12 protein-coding genes are annotated in these 14,760 nt (G+C 65.7%); 9 read left to right on the top strand and 3 right to left on the bottom strand.

Going from position 1 to position 14,760, the window contains the following annotated elements; translation table 11 throughout:
* Positions 1 to 5: 5 nt before the first annotated feature.
* On the top strand, positions 6 to 542 hold the full coding sequence (locus KPL81_RS06675; RefSeq protein ID WP_209476524.1) for a GNAT family N-acetyltransferase: 537 nt from the start codon (positions 6 to 8) through the stop codon (positions 540 to 542).
* Here the strand turns inward: KPL81_RS06675 and nadC are convergent.
* A complete protein-coding gene (gene nadC, locus KPL81_RS06680; RefSeq protein ID WP_209478512.1) occupies positions 539 to 1,393 on the bottom strand; it encodes a carboxylating nicotinate-nucleotide diphosphorylase in 855 nt (284 codons plus the stop codon). The two genes, KPL81_RS06675 and nadC, sit on opposite strands and share 4 nt — an antisense overlap.
* Before the next feature lie 77 nt (positions 1,394 to 1,470).
* On the opposite strand from nadC, the gene ampD reads away from it, so the two are divergent.
* The 6 genes from ampD to KPL81_RS06710 all read left to right on the top strand — a co-directional run bounded on the left by ampD (position 1,471) and on the right by KPL81_RS06710 (position 9,535).
* The gene (ampD, locus tag KPL81_RS06685) at positions 1,471 to 2,031 is read left to right on the top strand and encodes a 1,6-anhydro-N-acetylmuramyl-L-alanine amidase AmpD (RefSeq protein WP_209476526.1); all 561 of its coding nucleotides are present in this window, start codon (positions 1,471 to 1,473) and stop codon (positions 2,029 to 2,031) included.
* A 333-nt stretch (positions 2,032 to 2,364) separates the two neighbouring features.
* A complete protein-coding gene (gene aceE / locus KPL81_RS06690) occupies positions 2,365 to 5,037 on the top strand; it encodes a pyruvate dehydrogenase (acetyl-transferring), homodimeric type (protein WP_209476527.1) in 2,673 nt (890 codons plus the stop codon).
* 61 nt (positions 5,038 to 5,098) lie between these two features.
* Entirely contained in the window at positions 5,099 to 7,102 is a 2,004-nt protein-coding gene (gene aceF / locus KPL81_RS06695) for a pyruvate dehydrogenase complex dihydrolipoyllysine-residue acetyltransferase (protein ID WP_209476529.1), read from the top strand.
* 241 nt (positions 7,103 to 7,343) lie between these two features.
* On the top strand, positions 7,344 to 8,000 hold the full coding sequence (gene adk, locus KPL81_RS06700) for an adenylate kinase (protein ID WP_219791176.1): 657 nt from the start codon (positions 7,344 to 7,346) through the stop codon (positions 7,998 to 8,000).
* A 120-nt stretch (positions 8,001 to 8,120) separates the two neighbouring features.
* Entirely contained in the window at positions 8,121 to 8,825 is a 705-nt protein-coding gene (gene tsaB / locus KPL81_RS06705; RefSeq protein WP_219791177.1) for a tRNA (adenosine(37)-N6)-threonylcarbamoyltransferase complex dimerization subunit type 1 TsaB, read from the top strand.
* Positions 8,822 to 9,535: a class I SAM-dependent methyltransferase gene (locus KPL81_RS06710; RefSeq protein ID WP_219791178.1), complete on the top strand. Its 714-nt coding sequence runs from the start codon at positions 8,822 to 8,824 to the stop codon at positions 9,533 to 9,535. Before tsaB ends, KPL81_RS06710 begins: the two co-directional genes overlap by 4 nt.
* A 110-nt stretch (positions 9,536 to 9,645) precedes the next feature.
* Here the strand turns inward: KPL81_RS06710 and plsB are convergent, their stop codons facing one another.
* On the bottom strand, positions 9,646 to 12,087 hold the full coding sequence (gene plsB, locus KPL81_RS06715; protein WP_219791179.1) for a glycerol-3-phosphate 1-O-acyltransferase PlsB: 2,442 nt from the start codon (positions 12,085 to 12,087) through the stop codon (positions 9,646 to 9,648).
* A 123-nt stretch (positions 12,088 to 12,210) separates the two neighbouring features.
* Between plsB and KPL81_RS06720 the strand changes: the two genes are divergently transcribed.
* A complete protein-coding gene (locus KPL81_RS06720; protein ID WP_219791180.1) occupies positions 12,211 to 13,332 on the top strand; it encodes a phospholipase D-like domain-containing protein in 1,122 nt (373 codons plus the stop codon).
* Between the two features lie 70 nt (positions 13,333 to 13,402).
* Here the strand turns inward: KPL81_RS06720 and KPL81_RS06725 are convergent, their stop codons facing one another.
* Positions 13,403 to 14,065: a YecA/YgfB family protein gene (locus KPL81_RS06725; RefSeq protein ID WP_219791181.1), complete on the bottom strand. Its 663-nt coding sequence runs from the start codon at positions 14,063 to 14,065 to the stop codon at positions 13,403 to 13,405.
* 84 nt (positions 14,066 to 14,149) lie between these two features.
* Here KPL81_RS06725 and KPL81_RS06730 point away from each other — a divergent pair, with 84 nt between their 5' ends.
* Positions 14,150 to 14,719, top strand: coding sequence for a SprT family zinc-dependent metalloprotease (locus tag KPL81_RS06730; protein WP_219791182.1), 570 nt, complete (start codon positions 14,150 to 14,152; stop codon positions 14,717 to 14,719).
* Positions 14,720 to 14,760 lie beyond the last annotated feature (41 nt).

Here is a 14,760-nt window from a genome sequence, read left to right on the forward strand (position 1 = left end):
GGAAGATGGAAACGATGACGACGAACGACGCGCCTTCCCCGACGAGCGGCTCACCGCGGATCCTCTACCGCCAGGCCAGGGCCCGTGACGGTGCCGATCAGGCCGAGGTCTTCCATCATGCCGTGATGCAGGGTGCGGCCGCTCACTACAGCGTGGCGGAGCGTGAGGCGTGGGCGGCGACCATGCCGCGTGAGGGCAGCGTATGGGCCGCGCGTCAGGCCCTCTACACGACGTTGATGGCCACCTGTGACGGGCGCTGTGTCGGCTTCCTCGAGCTGGACGTTCCCAAGGGACATGTGCAGACACTCTATGTATGGCCTTCACTGGCGCGACGCGGCATCGGCTCGACCCTGCTGGTACATGCCGAGCGCATGTTGCTCGAGCACGGTCATGGTCGTGCCACCGTCGATGCCAGCCGCATGCTGGCCGAGAGCCTGCTGTGCCGTGGCTGGCAGGATCTCGGCACGGAATGGGTAACGCGCGGCGACGTTCGGCTCGAGCGAAGGCGCCTGGAGAAGCGCCTCGCGGCTATCGAAACCTAGCGCTTTTCCAATGCCGTGATACGCATCGACAGGTCGATCGCCTTGACGTCCTTGGTCAGGGCGCCGCTGGAAATGCAATCGACGCCGGTCTCGGCGATCTGGCGCAGGGTGGTTTCATCGACGTTGCCTGAAGCCTCCAGCGTTGCGCGCCCCGCGGTGCGCTTCACCGCCTCGCGCATGTCCTCCAGGCTGAAGTTGTCCAGCATGACGATATCTGCGCCGGCCGCCAGCGCCTGATCGAGTTCGTCGAAGCTCTCCACTTCCACCTCCACCGGCAGGTCGCGGGCGATGCTGCGCGCCTCCTTCACGGCGGCGGCGATGCTGCCGCAGGCGGCGATGTGGTTCTCCTTGATCAGGAAGGCATCAAAGAGCCCGATACGGTGGTTGTGCCCGCCGCCGCAGGTAACCGCGTACTTCTGCGCCAGGCGCAGGCCGGGCAGGGTCTTGCGCGTATCGAGCAGGCGCACCCCGGTGCCATCGAGTAGATCGACGTAGTGGCGCGTGCGAGTGGCGGTGGCGGAGAGCGTCTGCAGCAGATTGAGGGCGGCGCGCTCGCCGGTCAGCAGCCGGCGGGCTGGGCCTTCGACTTCCAGGAAGCATTGCCCTGCCTCCAGACGATCGCCGTCGGCGGCATTCCAGCGCAGTGTGATGCTCGGATCGAGGCGACGGTAGATCTCCTCGACCCAGGCCATGCCGCACAGGACTGCCGGCTCGCGGGTGATGACTCGCGCGGTGGCCCACTGCGCTTCGGGGATCAGCTGCGCGGTGATGTCACCGGGGCCGACATCCTCGGCCAGCAGGTGGGCGGCGGCTTCGCGGATCGCTTCGGCAAGGGCGTCCTGATAATGCATGGCGGGCCTTTTCATGTTCATGGAGCATCGGGACCGTCATTATAGGGAATCCAGCACCAGCACGTCAGGGGAACGAGATGAGAATCGAGGAAGGATGGCTGGCCGAGGTACGGCGTGTGCCGTCGCCCAACCAGGACGCGCGTCCGGCGGGGGAGGTATCGGCGGTAGTGCTGCATTCGATCAGCCTGCCGCCCGGCCAGTTCGGCGGCGAATACATCGAGCGGCTGTTCACCAACACGCTGGACGCCTCGGCGCACCCTTATTTTTCCGGCATCACCCAGCTGAGGGTGTCCGCTCATGTGCTGATTCGACGCGACGGCGAGTGCGTGCAGTTCGTGTCTTTCGACCGGCGTGCCTGGCACGCCGGTCGTTCCTGTTGGATCGATCGGGGACGGGTGCGGCGGGCGCTGAACGATTTCACCGTGGGCATCGAACTGGAGGGTGACGAGGTTCATGCCTATCGCGAGGCTCAGTATCGGGCGCTTGCTGCGGTCATGAAGGCGCTCAAGGTGAACTACCCTGACATGAACTTCGCGCGTATCACCAGCCATGCGCGAGTCGCTCCACTGCGCAAGAGCGATCCCGGCGCGGCCTTCGACTGGGCCTATTTTCGTCAGTGTCTCAAGACGTTGGGATGATCGATGCGAAGTGGGGCAAGGTGGGGTGGAAGTAATCATACGGTAGTTTTATTACAACCGAGATATTTTCGGCTGAAACTATCGGGAGGGCGCGTAACAGCTTGTGTTGCAATGCACTATTCAGAATGTGGAAAAAAATTCCATTCCCCCGAGATTGGCAGGAAGGCCACTTTACGGTATGTTCTACGCCATTCGTTGCATACGCTTCTGTAAAATGACTACAACAGCCGCGTCGCGGCCTGACATTCCCCTGATGGTCAGTAGCAACACTTGCCTCGGCGTCCAAGCACGCAGGGGCGACCTGACATCACATTGTCACTCGGAGAGACGTCTATGAGTCTGGAGGCAAGAGAAGATTTCGATCCGGTCGAAACCACGGAATGGCTGGATTCCCTGGAATCGGTCCTGGATCGTGAGGGCGAGGAACGCGCCCGGTACCTGCTGACGCGCCTGGCCGACCGGCTGCGCCGCGACGGCATGCAGGCACCCTTCTCGGTGACGACGCCGCATCGCAACACCATCCCGGTGCATCGTGAGGCACCGATGCCGGGTGACCTGTTCATGGAACGGCGTATCCGCTCGCTGATTCGCTACAACGCCATCGCCCAGGTGATTCGCAACAACCGCGCCAATCCCGGGCTCGGCGGCCACATCGCCAGCTTCATGTCAGCCGCCACGCTCTACGACGTCGGCTTCAACCATTTCTTCCGCGCACCCAACGGTGACTTCGAGGGCGATCTGGTCTACATCCAGGGGCACGTGGCCCCGGGCGTGTATGCCCGCGCCTATCTCGAAGGACGCCTGACCGAGGCGCAGATGGACAAGTATCGCCAGGAAGTCGACGGCGACGGCCTCTCCTCCTACCCGCACCCCTGGCTGATGCCGGACTTCTGGCAGTTCCCCACCGTCTCCATGGGCCTGGGGCCGATCCAGGCGATCTACCAGGCTCACGTGATGAAGTACCTCGACTCGCGCGAGCTGAGGAACATGCACGATCGCAAGATCTGGTGCTTCATGGGCGACGGCGAGTGCGACGAGCCGGAGTCGCTGGGTGCCATCCACCTGGCCAGCCGCGAGAAGCTCGACAACCTGATCTTCGTCATCAACTGCAACCTGCAGCGCCTGGACGGCCCGGTACGCGGCAACGGCCGTATCATGGACGAGCTCGAGGGCGTCTTCCGCGGCGCCGGCTGGAACGTGCTCAAGGTGGTCTGGGGCCGGCTGTGGGATCCGCTGTTCGAGAAGGACAAGAAGGGCATCCTGCAGAAGCGCATGGACGAGGCGGTCGACGGCGAGTACCAGAACTACAAGGCCATCGACGGTGGCTACACCCGTGAGCATTTCTTCGGCAAGTACCCCGAAACCGCCGAGATGGTCAAGGACATGTCCGACGAGGACATCTGGCGCCTGAACCGCGGCGGCCACGACCCGTTCAAGGTCTACGCGGCCTACCACGAGGCGGTGAACAACGCCAACGGCCGCCCCACCGTGATCCTGGCGCATACCGTCAAGGGCTACGGCATGGGCAGCGGCGAGGGTGAGGCGTCGATGGAAGCCCACCAGGTCAAGACCATGGAATACGAGGCGCTGCGCAAGTTCCGCGATCGCTTCGGCATTCCGCTGACCGACGAGCAGCTCAAGGAAGTGCCGTACTACAAGCCGGACGACGACTCGCCCGAGCTTAAGTACATGCACCTGCAGCGCGAGCGCCTGGGCGGCTACCTGCCGCAGCGGCGCAGCGATTTCCAGGCGTTGACGATCCCCACTCTCGAGGACAAGACCTTCGCCACCCAGCTGGCCGGTTCCAAGGGGCGTGAGATCTCCACCACCATGGCCTTCGTGCGTATCCTCAACGGCCTGGTGAAGGACAAGAAGATCGGTCAGCAGGTAGTGCCGATCGTGCCCGACGAGGCGCGTACCTTCGGCATGGAGGGCATGTTCCGCCAGCTCGGTATCTATACCTCCGAAGGCCAGAAGTACGAGCCCGTCGACAAGGGCCAGATCATGTTCTACCGCGAGGACAAGAAGGGTCAGATCCTCGAGGAGGGCATCACCGAGGCCGGCGCCATGTCGGCGTGGATCGCCGCGGCGACGTCCTATAGCAACCACAACCTGCCGCTGCTGCCGTTCTACATCTACTACTCGATGTTCGGCTTCCAGCGTATCGGCGACCTGGCCTGGGCCGCCGGCGACCTGCAGGCGCGGGGCTTCCTGGTCGGCGGCACCGCCGGGCGCACCACGCTCAACGGCGAGGGCCTGCAGCACCAGGATGGCCACAGCCACCTGCAGGCGGCGATGATCCCCAACTGCCGCAGCTACGACCCCACCTACGCCCATGAGGTCTCGGTGATCGTCCAGGACGGTCTGAAGCGCATGTTCGCCGACAAGGAGAACTGCTTCTACTACCTGACGGTGATGAACGAGAACTACGAGCATCCCGAGCTCGAGAACGTACCGGCCGAAGACATCATCAAGGGCATGTACCTGCTGCGCGAGCACCAGGGCGACAAGGGGCACGTGCAGCTGCTCGGCTCCGGCACCATCCTGCGTGAGGTGGAAGCCGCCGCGCAGATGCTCGCCGAGGAGTGGGGCGTGGGCGCCGACGTATGGAGCGTGACCAGCTTCAACGAGCTGCGGCGCGAGGCCCTGCTGCTCGAGCGTGAGGCGTTCGTCAACGCCGCCGAGGAGACGGTCAAGCCGCACGTCACCCGCTGCCTGGAAGGGCGCAAGGGGCCGGCCATCGCCTCCACCGATTACATGCGCCTGTTCGCCGACCAGGTCCGCGCCTGGGTACCGACCGACTACCATGTACTGGGAACCGACGGCTACGGCCGCTCCGACACCCGCGAGAAGCTGCGCCACTTCTTCGAGGTCGATCGCTACTTCGTCACCGTGGCCTCGCTCAAGGCGCTGGCCGACCGCGGCGAGCTGGATCGCAAGGTCGTCGCCGAGGCGATCAAGAAGTATGGCATCGATCCCAACAAGCCCAACCCGCTGACCAGCTGATCCGGTGGCCAGGCGGGCCTGGGCCCGCCTGTTCCAGGCACGATTTGGAAGGAGCGCGACCTTGAGTAGCGAAATCATCAAAGTTCCAGACATCGGCGGCAGCGAAGATGTCGAGATCATCGAAATCGCCGTATCCGAAGGCGATGTCATCGAGCCCGAGGACACGCTGATCACGCTGGAGTCCGACAAGGCCAGCATGGACGTACCCTCGCCCAAGGGCGGCAAGGTGGTCCGTGTACTGGTGAAGGAGGGCGACACCGTCTCCGAGGGCGACGACATCGTCGAGCTCGAGGTGGAGGGCGGCGGTAGCGATGACGCCGCAGGCCAAGAGAAAGCCGAGGCCAAGCAAGAAGAGGCGCCCAAGGAGTCCCAGTCCGCCGAAGAGAAGCCGGCGGCCAAGAAAGCCTCCGGCGGCGGCAAGCGTACTGTCGAGGTCAAGGTGCCCGACCTGGGCGGCTCGGAAGACGTCGAGGTGATCGAAGTGACGGTCTCCGAAGGCGACGAGGTCAACGAGGAAGACCCGCTGATCACGCTGGAGTCCGACAAGGCCTCCATGGACGTGCCGAGCCCCTATAGCGGCAAGCTGGTGTCCCTCACCGTCAAGGAGGGCGACACCGTCTCCGAGGGCGACGTGATCGGTACCATGGAAATCGCCGGCGAAGGCGGCGATGAGGCCGAGCCGGAAGCCGTCGAGAGCACTGACGAGCCCGCCGAACAGGCCGAGGCGCCGGCCGAGGAAGAGGCGACGAGCGGCGAACCCGAGCGCAAGGAGATCCGCGTGCCCGACCTCTCCGGCTCGAGCGACGTGCCGGTCATCGAGATCGCCGTCAGCGCCGGCGACGAGGTCGACGAGGAAGACCCGCTGATCACGCTGGAGTCCGACAAGGCCTCCATGGACGTGCCGAGCCCCTACAAGGGCAAGCTGATCGAACTCACCGTCAAGGAGGGCGACACCGTCTCCGAGGGCGACCTGATCGGCTATATCGAAGTGGCAGGCAGCAAGCCGGCGCCTAAGAAGGCCGACAAGCCGGCCGAGCAAAAAGCCGCGGCGTCATCCTCGGCCAAGGCCGACAAGCCTTCTCCGACCCCGGCCGGCACGCCGAGCCCCGAGGCGCAGATGGCGGCTCACAAGCCGCGCGACGGCAAGCTGGTTCACGCCGGCCCCGCGGTGCGCATGCTGGCCCGTGAGCTGGGCGTCGACCTGGGGCTGGTCAAGCCCAGCGGTCCCAAGGAACGCGTGCTCAAGGAGGACGTCCACGCCTACGTCAAGCAGGTGATGGCAGGCCAGGCCAAGGCGCCTGCTGCTGCGCCGGCGGCAAGTGGCGGTGCGGGCATCCCGCCGGTGCCGGACCAGGACTTCAGCCAGTTCGGCGAGATCGAAGAGAAGCCGATGGGGCGCCTGCTCAAGATGGGCGCTACCAACCTGCATCGCAGCTGGCTCAACGTGCCCCACGTCACCCAGTTCGACGAGGCCGACATCACAGAGCTGGAGGCCTTCCGCAAGTCGATGAAGGCCGAGGCCGAGGCCCAGGGCGCCAAGCTCACGCCGCTGCCGTTCCTGATCAAGGCGTGCGCCTTCGCCCTGCGCAAGTTCCCGCAGTTCAACGTCAGCCTGAAGAGCGACGGCGAGACCCTGGTATGGAAGAAGTACGTCCATATCGGCGTTGCCGTGGACACGCCGGACGGTCTGATGGTGCCGGTGATCCGCGACGCCGACAAGAAGTCGTTGATCGACCTGGCCAAGGAGAGCGTGGAACTGGCCGGCAAGGCACAGTCGAAGAAGCTCAAGCGCGAAGAGATGACCGGAGGCTGCTTCACCATCTCGAGCCTGGGCTCCATCGGCGGTACCGCCTTCACGCCGATCGTCAACGCCCCGGAAGTTGCCATCCTCGGCGTCTCCAAGGCGCAGATGAAGCCGGTGTGGAACGGTGCCGACTTCGAGCCGCGGCTGATGATGCCGCTGTCGCTCTCCTACGACCACCGGGCCGTCAATGGCGCCGATGCCGCGCGCTTCACCGCCTTCCTGGCGGCGGCGCTGAGCGATATCCGGCGCATGTTGCTGTGATGTGCTAGTCGGGAAACAGTGCCGACGGCGTCCTGCGGGGCGCCGTCGGTTTTTTTGCACACCACTTTAGGCAAGGAAGACCAAAGTGCTACCCGGCCTTAATTGACTGAAAAAGCAGCAGCTTTAGGCGGATAGGCGAGGCTTTTCGGTAGCTTGCGGTTGTCTGATGTCGTCGCCGCGGTTATCGTTCATGACATTCCGTTTACTCACAAGAATTCCCACTCTCTCAAGGAGCAGCTAGATGCGTTTGATCCTGTTGGGCGCGCCGGGTGCCGGCAAGGGTACCCAGGCCCAGTTCATCTGCGAGCGCTACAAGATTCCGCAGATCTCCACCGGCGACATGCTGCGTGCTGCCGTCAAGGAGGGCAGCGAACTGGGCCTGAAGGTCAAGGAGATCATGACCAGCGGAGGCCTGGTGTCCGACGATCTGATCATCTCTCTGGTCAAGGAGCGCATTGCTCAGCCCGACTGCGAGAATGGCTTTCTGTTCGACGGGTTCCCGCGCACCATCCCCCAGGCCAACGCCATGAAGGACGCGGGGGTCAAGATCGACCATGTGCTCGAGATCGCCGTGGCGGATGAAGAGATCGTCAAGCGTCTGGCGGGGCGCCGGGTGCACCCGAGCTCCGGCCGGGTCTACCACGTCGAGTACAATCCGCCCAAGGAGGAAGGCAAGGACGACGTTACCGGCGAGCCGCTGATCCAGCGCGACGACGACCGTGAGTCCACCGTACGCAATCGCCTGGGGGTGTACCACGAGCAGACGGCTCCGCTGGTGGACTACTACCAGCAGTGGGCCGCGGAGGCTCCGGACGTGGCGCCCGCCTACCACCGCGTCGAAGGGGTCGGCAGCGTCGACGAGATCACGCGCAAGGTGATCCAAGCGCTCGAAGGCTGATCCGGGGTACCGACCAGTCCTGATGGCCCGCTTCGGCGGGCCATCGTCGTCATGGGCCATCGTCCCGCGTCACGCGGCGGCGTATAATGGTCCGCCCATGCCCTGACCCGACGCTTTCCTATGCCGAACCTGCTGGCCCTCGATGCCTCCTCCAGCGCCTGCTCCGCCGCCCTGCTGATCCAGCGTGGTGGCGGCGAACCGAGGCTGGTGTCCCGTTTTGCCCTGACCCCCCGCGAACATACCCGCCGGCTGCTGCCGATGGTCGACGAGGTGCTGGCCGAGGCGGGCGTGACCGTCGCCGAGCTGGACGCCGTGTCCTACGGTCGTGGCCCCGGCTCCTTCACCGGGCTGCGCATCGCCGCCGGCACGGCTCAGGGGCTGGCCTACGGCCTGGACCTGCCGCTGCTCGGCGTGTCGACGCTCGAGGCGCTGGCTTTGGCGGCACATCGGCGTCACGGCGTCGAATATGTCGTTACTGCCATGGACGCACGTATGGGCGAGATCTACGTCGCCGCCTGGCGTTGCCACGATGGGGCGGTCGAGGCGCTGCGCGAGGAGGCGGTCATGCCACCTCAGCGGCTTCAACTGCCTGAGATGGCCGAGCGGGTCGGGTGGTACGGCATTGGCTCCGGCTGGTCATTGTGGGAGAAGATGCCGACCGAGGTGCAGTCGAGTGTCACCCAGCGCGACGTCGAAGCCGAGCCGGCGGCCGAGGAGATGGTGCTGTTGGCCGCCCGGGACCATGCGCAGGGTATTCGCCCTGCCGCCCATGAAAGCCAGCCGATCTACCTACGCGATCAGGTGGCGTGGCAGAAGGGCAAATGAGCTTCGTCAGTGCGCGTTCGGGCCAGGTGAGCGACGGGCTCGAGCTTCTGCGCGAAGGGGATGCGCTGGTGCTGGCGGGCGACCCGGCTCGCTACGGCAAGCCGCTGCGGGTCGACTTCGCCGAAGGCCGGGCCGCGCATCGGCGTCGCTTCGGTGGCGGCCGCGGCCAGCTCATCGCTCGTGCCTGCGGCCTTGCGGCGGGCGTCACGCCCAGCGTGGTCGATGCTACCGCTGGGCTCGGCCGCGATGCCTTCGTGCTGGCGAGTCTCGGTGCCGAGGTGCTGCTGATCGAGCGCGTGGCGGCGATACATGCCCTGCTGGAGGACGGCCTGGCGCGTGCCGCCGATGACCCCGAGGTGGCAGCGATCGTCGCCCGCATGCACTTGGCGCATGGCGATGCCACCCGCGAACTCGCCTCGTTGGTTGCTGCCAGCCCGGTGGCGCCTCAAGTGATCCATCTCGATCCCATGTTTCCCCATCGGGAGAAATCGGCGTTGGTCAAAAAAGAGATGCGCCTGTTCCGCGAGCTCGCCGGCGACGATGACGACGCGCCGCGCCTGCTCGAAGCGGCGCTGGACGTGGCCACCCACCGCGTGGTGGTCAAGCGCCCGCGCAAGGCGCCACCCATCGAGGGTCGGGCACCGCAGCACGCCATCGAAGGCAAAACCAGCCGCTACGACCTCTACGTCCACCGCTCGCTCAAGGCCTAAAGCTACTCAGGAAAGTGACCTCAAGCGTTACTGGAAAGCGCTCAGCAGTGGGCGAGCGAGATGAAGCGCAACGCAGCGATTCGCTCCAGAAGCATTGACTAAGTCTTTCCCTATCCGTGGCTGACGAGCTGCAGTCGGTGCCGCAACGCCGGATCGTACAGCTCGCCGGTGCGCTGCGCGGCGCTGCGCAGCCGCTCGTCGAACCATAGACGTTCATTCTGCTCCCAGATCCAGCCTTCGGCTTCCAGGCTATCGATCAGGCTGGCGAACAGCTTGTGGTCGAAGAACTCTGGCGCATCGCGGCCGGTGAGCAAGGCCAGACGCTCGGTCAGTTGCTGGCTGCGCTCGGCGAGGGCGTTGCGCCCCAGAGTGCCGGCCGGCTGGCTGAGCAGCAGCGCAAGGAGCAGGTAGCCGCGCTCCAGCGAGGGCTGCATCAGCCTCGCCAATAGGCGAAGTTGCTCGCCGGCCTCCAGTGCTGCGGGCCGTTGCCAAGCGTCGGCATGACGGTGCAGCAGGCCCTGCTGGCAAAGCGCGTCGAGCATGGCGGGCAAGGCCTGGGGCAGTGCCACCGGGTCGAGGAACAGCTCCCGCGCCAGAATCGGCCAGGGGGGGGCGAGCTGTGCCTGCAGGCTATCGAGATCATGACGCGGTGCATGGCGGAAGGCGAAGGCGGTCAGGCCGGCCAGGGCGAAGAGGTGCAGGACGTTGTTGCGGTACCACACCAGCAGACTGGCCTGCTCCGCCGTCGCCGTCACGATGTCGCCCAGCGCATGGGGGCGGCGCTCGACCATCCCCAGTGACACGACTTCATCGATCCACTCGTCGGGTTCGCCTTGGGGCAGGCTGACGTGCTGCCCTCCGGGGCTGTGACGCTGCAGCGCCGTCAGCAGAGCGAGCTGGCGCGACATCAGGCTGGCTTCGATGGCGTGATGCGGCGTGGCCAGCAGAACCAGTGCCACCAGATTGACCGGATTGAGTGCCGCCGCGGCGTTGATACGCCGGGCCAGCTCGTCGCCCAGCCGCGGCACGGCCTGGTTGAGCCAGGCTGGCTTGGCCTGGGCGAGGTCGTCCCTCCAGCCCGGTGTGGTGTCATCCAGCCAAGCGCCGAGTGGTAGCGGCTCACCGACATTGACCGCGACCTTGCCGAATGGCTGGCGCAACTTGCCGAGGACCCGCAGCAGGGCCAGCGGGGATTCCTTGCGCTTCTTGCCGCCGCGCAGCTCGCGCTGGTAGCTGGCGCTCTCGATGATGCGCTCGTAGCCGACATAAACGGGCACGAAGGCGAGCCGGGGAGGGCTGCTGCCTGCTGCGCTGCGGCGAAACGAGCGCAGCGTCATCGACAGCATGCCGGGGCGCGGCGTAAGCATGCGGCCGCTGCGCGAGCGGCCGCCCTCGATGAAGTATTCCAGCGGGTGACCGCGCTCCAGCAGGCGATGCAGGTACTCGTTGAAGACGGCTGCATAGAGCGGCTTGTCGCGGAAGCTGCGGCGCAGGAAGAAGGCCCCGCCGCGGCGCAGCAGCGGGCCGATCAGCGGCATGTCGAGGTTGCGCCCGGCGGCGATGTGCGGCGGCATCAGGCCGTCGCGGTAGAGCACGTAGGAGAGCAGCAGGTAATCGATATGGCTGCGGTGGCAGGGCACGTAGACTAGCGTATGGTCGCCGGCCAGCGCCTTGACCCGCTCGAGGCCGCGTACCTCGACGCCGTCATACAGCCGATTCCACAGTCGGCGCAGCAGGCCGTCCATGAAGCGCAGCACCGGGTAGGTCATGTTCGAGGCGATCTCGCGACCGTAGCGCAGGGCTCGCCGCTGTAAACGCTCCGGCGAACGCTTCTCGGCCGGTGCCAGCTCGCCGATGACGCGTCGCACCTCGGGGCTGGTGGCCACGCCTTCGATCAGCGTGCGGCGGTGGGAGAGGTCAGGACCCAGGACGCGTGTGCGCATGCGCCGGAAGTGGACGCGCAGCAGGCGGGCGCTCTTGCGATTGGCCACGGCGGGCCCGCGCTCGTCCAGCAGGTCGCGAAGCTCGAGCGGCGCGCCGAAGTGCACCTCGACGCTCTTGCCGTTGACCAGCACCGACAGCGCCCGGCGTAGCTTGCCTGTCAGCTGCCAGCTGTCGGCCGCCAGAAGGTGCCAGAAGCCGAAACGCTTGCCCGGTGCCCGCCCCCAGAACACGCTCACCGGAACCAGTTGGATATCGGCCTCGGGATTGTCGGCGAGGTATGCCAGGGCCTGGTGGAAAGGGGCCTCCAGGGCACGGCTGCGGCGCCATAGCCGGCGTTGCCTGACAGGCAGTGCGACACTGGCCGGGAGATCGAGAGCCTGCAAACGGATCCTGCCTCGTGCCGATGGCAGCCCATGGCGCTGGCACAGCACATCGAGCAGCAAGGCGTCGGAAAGCGCCGGATGGGGCAGTACGTAGAGGGTGGGGAGCGAAGGGTCGAGGGACAGGTCGCCGGGCTCGGGCTCTATGAGGCGGGTCCCGACCCAGGCCTTGATCAAGCCCTTCAACGGGGCGCGAAGTGCAGCGAACAGAGTATGGGCTAGGGCCATCCGATTGCCTCGACGTCGAACCGAGGGGCCAGTATAGCCATGCTGCCCTGGGCGGGTCAGGTGCTTTCCCTCGATGGGCAAAACGTGCGTCAATCATATAAGGCAAGGAGACGGGAGGCAGCCATGCACGGCGTGTGGCGGGATGGCAATCGGTTCGAGCTGCTGGCGGAGTCGTCGCGTTTCCTGCCGGCGATGTTCGCGTCCATGGAAGAGGCGCGCCGCTCGATCCTCGTCGAACTCTACCTGATGGAGTCGGGGCAACTGGCCACGGCGCTGATCGATTCGCTGTGCCGGGCCGCGCAGCGTGGCGTGACGGTCGCGCTGATGCTGGACGCCTACGGGGCCATGGGGCTTGGTGGGGAGGACCGCCGGCGCCTGGAGGAGGCCGGTGTGGCACTGCGGCTGTTCAACCCGCTGGGGCTGCGTTCGCTGACACGCAACCTGACCCGCGATCATCGCAAGCTGGTGGTGGTCGACGGGCAGGTCGCTTTCACCGGCGGCTTCGGTGCGGTCGACGAGTTCCTCGAGGCCTGGTATGAGGTCGCGGTGCGGATCGAGGGACCGGTCGTTGCCGATTGGGTACGGCTGTTCTCGCGGGTATGGGATTCGCCGATGACACGTGGCGCCGGCGATGCGGCTCTGGTACGCCACTTGCAGCTCGGGTTCCACCCACACGAGGATTACCACGCCATGCGCGGCCGCGTGGTGTGGGGGCAGGGCTATCGCTACCAGGCCATCCGCCACTCGCTGTATGGCCGGGTGTCGTCTGCCCAGCGCCGCATCTGGCTGTGCACGCCCTATTTCGTGCCCACCTTCAGCCTGCGCATGCGCTTGGCCCGTGCGTCTCGCCGCGGCGTCGATGTGCGCCTGCTGCTGCCCGGCCAAGGCCACGACCACCCCTGGGTGCGCTATGCCGGCCAGCGCTTCTACCGGCGCCTGCTGCGCGCCGGCGTGCGCATTTTCGAGTTCCAGCCCACTTTCATCCATGCCAAGTTCTCGCTGGTCGACCAGTGGTCGAGCCTGGGCTCGTGCAATTTCGACCACTGGAGCCTGCACTGGAACCTGGAGGCCAACCAGGAGGTGGAAGACACCCGCTTCGCCGGCGAGGTGGCTGCACTGTTCGAGCGCAACTTCGCCGCCAGCCACGAGATCACCTACCGGGCCTGGGTGCGGCGCCCGCGCTGGCAGCGCTTCAAGGAGTGGCTGTTCGGCAGTTTCGATGCCTGGCTGACACGGCTACGGTGATGGCCTATTGCGCTTGGCCATACGGCGTGACGCCAATCCTCGATGTGCCATCCTATTGCTGATCACCCTATTAGTGCTTGCCGCCGGGTTTGCCCTTGCCGGCGCTGCGGCCGGCGGGCTTTTTCTTGCGCGGCATCGGTTTGGGCGTCTCGGGGGGCACGCGGTAGTGCAGGTAGAGATCCAGCACCAGGTCCGGCAGCTGACCGGCCAGCGATTCCAGGCGAGCAGTGTCCGCGGTCATGTCGGCCATGTCGGGTTCGTCGTCGAACAGGCCCGAAAGCGCCATGAAGGGCAGCAGCAGGGTGGCGACCGTCTCTTCGTCCTGTTCGAACCAGGCGGCTTCGTCGAGGAATACGCCTTCCATGAAGCCGGCGCACCAGTCGCCGATGGGCGTCTCTTCCGGGGCCGCACCGTCCAGGGTCAGTTCGAAGGGCAGTTCGGGCAGGCCGCCCTGTTCCAGGGTGTCGATGGCATTGCCGCGAAGTTTCTCCAGCAGGCCTAGGATCTCACTGCGTTCAGCAGCGTCGGCAAAGGCCGGTTCGCCGTGGAACAGCTCGGCCACCCAGGTGGTGGCTTCGATCTCACGAGGCGCCACTGCCAGGGCGACGAGAAAGCCATGGGCCGAGATCAGGTCCAGGGCATCGGGGTCGACGCGCTCGGAGTCGAGAAACTCGTCGAGGCGCTCGAGTTCGTCGTCCTCGAGCAGGGGCTGGGGCAGGGGCGTATCTGACATCGGGCCTCTCGCATGGCATCGTGAAGGCGGATCGTGGCCGCTTTGGGCTGGACAGCGCCGTGGCGGGACGTCATTTTAGCACCCATGAAACGACATGCGCTCCCTGATCCCTGCCCCGAATGGCTGGCAAGTCTCGACGATGCAGCGCTTGAGCGTGCCCTGCTGGAACGGGTGGAGGCCGCCTGGCAGCTGTGTCGCCACTATCATCCCGAACTGCCCCGGCCCAGGGTCTGGAGCGACCTGCGTGGCAAATGCGCCGGTCAGGCCCACTACGGCCGCGGCGGGCTGCGCTTCAACCCGGTACTGTATCGTGAGAACCGCCATGCCTTTCTCAGCGAGGTGGTGCCGCATGAAATGGCCCACTGGCTGGTGCGACACCTGAGCGATGGTCATCGGGCCAGGCCCCATGGGCGCGAGTGGCGTACCGTGATGACGCGGCTGTTCGGGCTCGAGCCGCGGGTGACGCATCGCTTCGATGTGGGACGCGCAAGTCCTACGCCGTATCGCTATCACTGCGGCTGCCAAGCGCATTTCTTCACCTCGCGGCGCCACTCGCTGGCGCGCAACGGGCGCCGCTATCGCTGCCTGTCGTGTGCTCAGACGTTGGTCTATCAGCCCTTTGGAGGGCATGGGAAAACTACTACAAATGGCTGATTAATAACGGAAAAATCCTGATACCAATGTCTAAGAGTTAG

This window comes from Billgrantia antri (assembly GCF_019430905.1).
GTDB classification, from domain to species: Bacteria; Pseudomonadota; Gammaproteobacteria; order Pseudomonadales; family Halomonadaceae; genus Halomonas; species Halomonas antri.

Bases quoted from the DNA above. Each gene is read 5' to 3' on its own strand.
- nadC (WP_209478512.1), bottom strand. From the start codon at position 1,393: ATGCATTATCAGGACGCCCTTGCCGAAGCGATCCGCGAAGCCGCCGCC.
- KPL81_RS06720 (WP_219791180.1), top strand. From the start codon at position 12,211: ATGCACGGCGTGTGGCGGGATGGCAATCGGTTCGAGCTGCTGGCGGAG.
- ampD (WP_209476526.1), top strand. From the start codon at position 1,471: ATGAGAATCGAGGAAGGATGGCTGGCCGAGGTACGGCGTGTGCCGTCG.
- adk (WP_219791176.1), top strand. From the start codon at position 7,344: ATGCGTTTGATCCTGTTGGGCGCGCCGGGTGCCGGCAAGGGTACCCAG.
- KPL81_RS06725 (WP_219791181.1), bottom strand. From the start codon at position 14,065: ATGTCAGATACGCCCCTGCCCCAGCCCCTGCTCGAGGACGACGAACTC.
- tsaB (WP_219791177.1), top strand. From the start codon at position 8,121: ATGCCGAACCTGCTGGCCCTCGATGCCTCCTCCAGCGCCTGCTCCGCC.
- KPL81_RS06730 (WP_219791182.1), top strand. From the start codon at position 14,150: ATGAAACGACATGCGCTCCCTGATCCCTGCCCCGAATGGCTGGCAAGT.
- plsB (WP_219791179.1), bottom strand. From the start codon at position 12,087: ATGGCCCTAGCCCATACTCTGTTCGCTGCACTTCGCGCCCCGTTGAAG.
- KPL81_RS06675 (WP_209476524.1), top strand. From the start codon at position 6: ATGGAAACGATGACGACGAACGACGCGCCTTCCCCGACGAGCGGCTCA.
- aceE (WP_209476527.1), top strand. From the start codon at position 2,365: ATGAGTCTGGAGGCAAGAGAAGATTTCGATCCGGTCGAAACCACGGAA.
- KPL81_RS06710 (WP_219791178.1), top strand. From the start codon at position 8,822: ATGAGCTTCGTCAGTGCGCGTTCGGGCCAGGTGAGCGACGGGCTCGAG.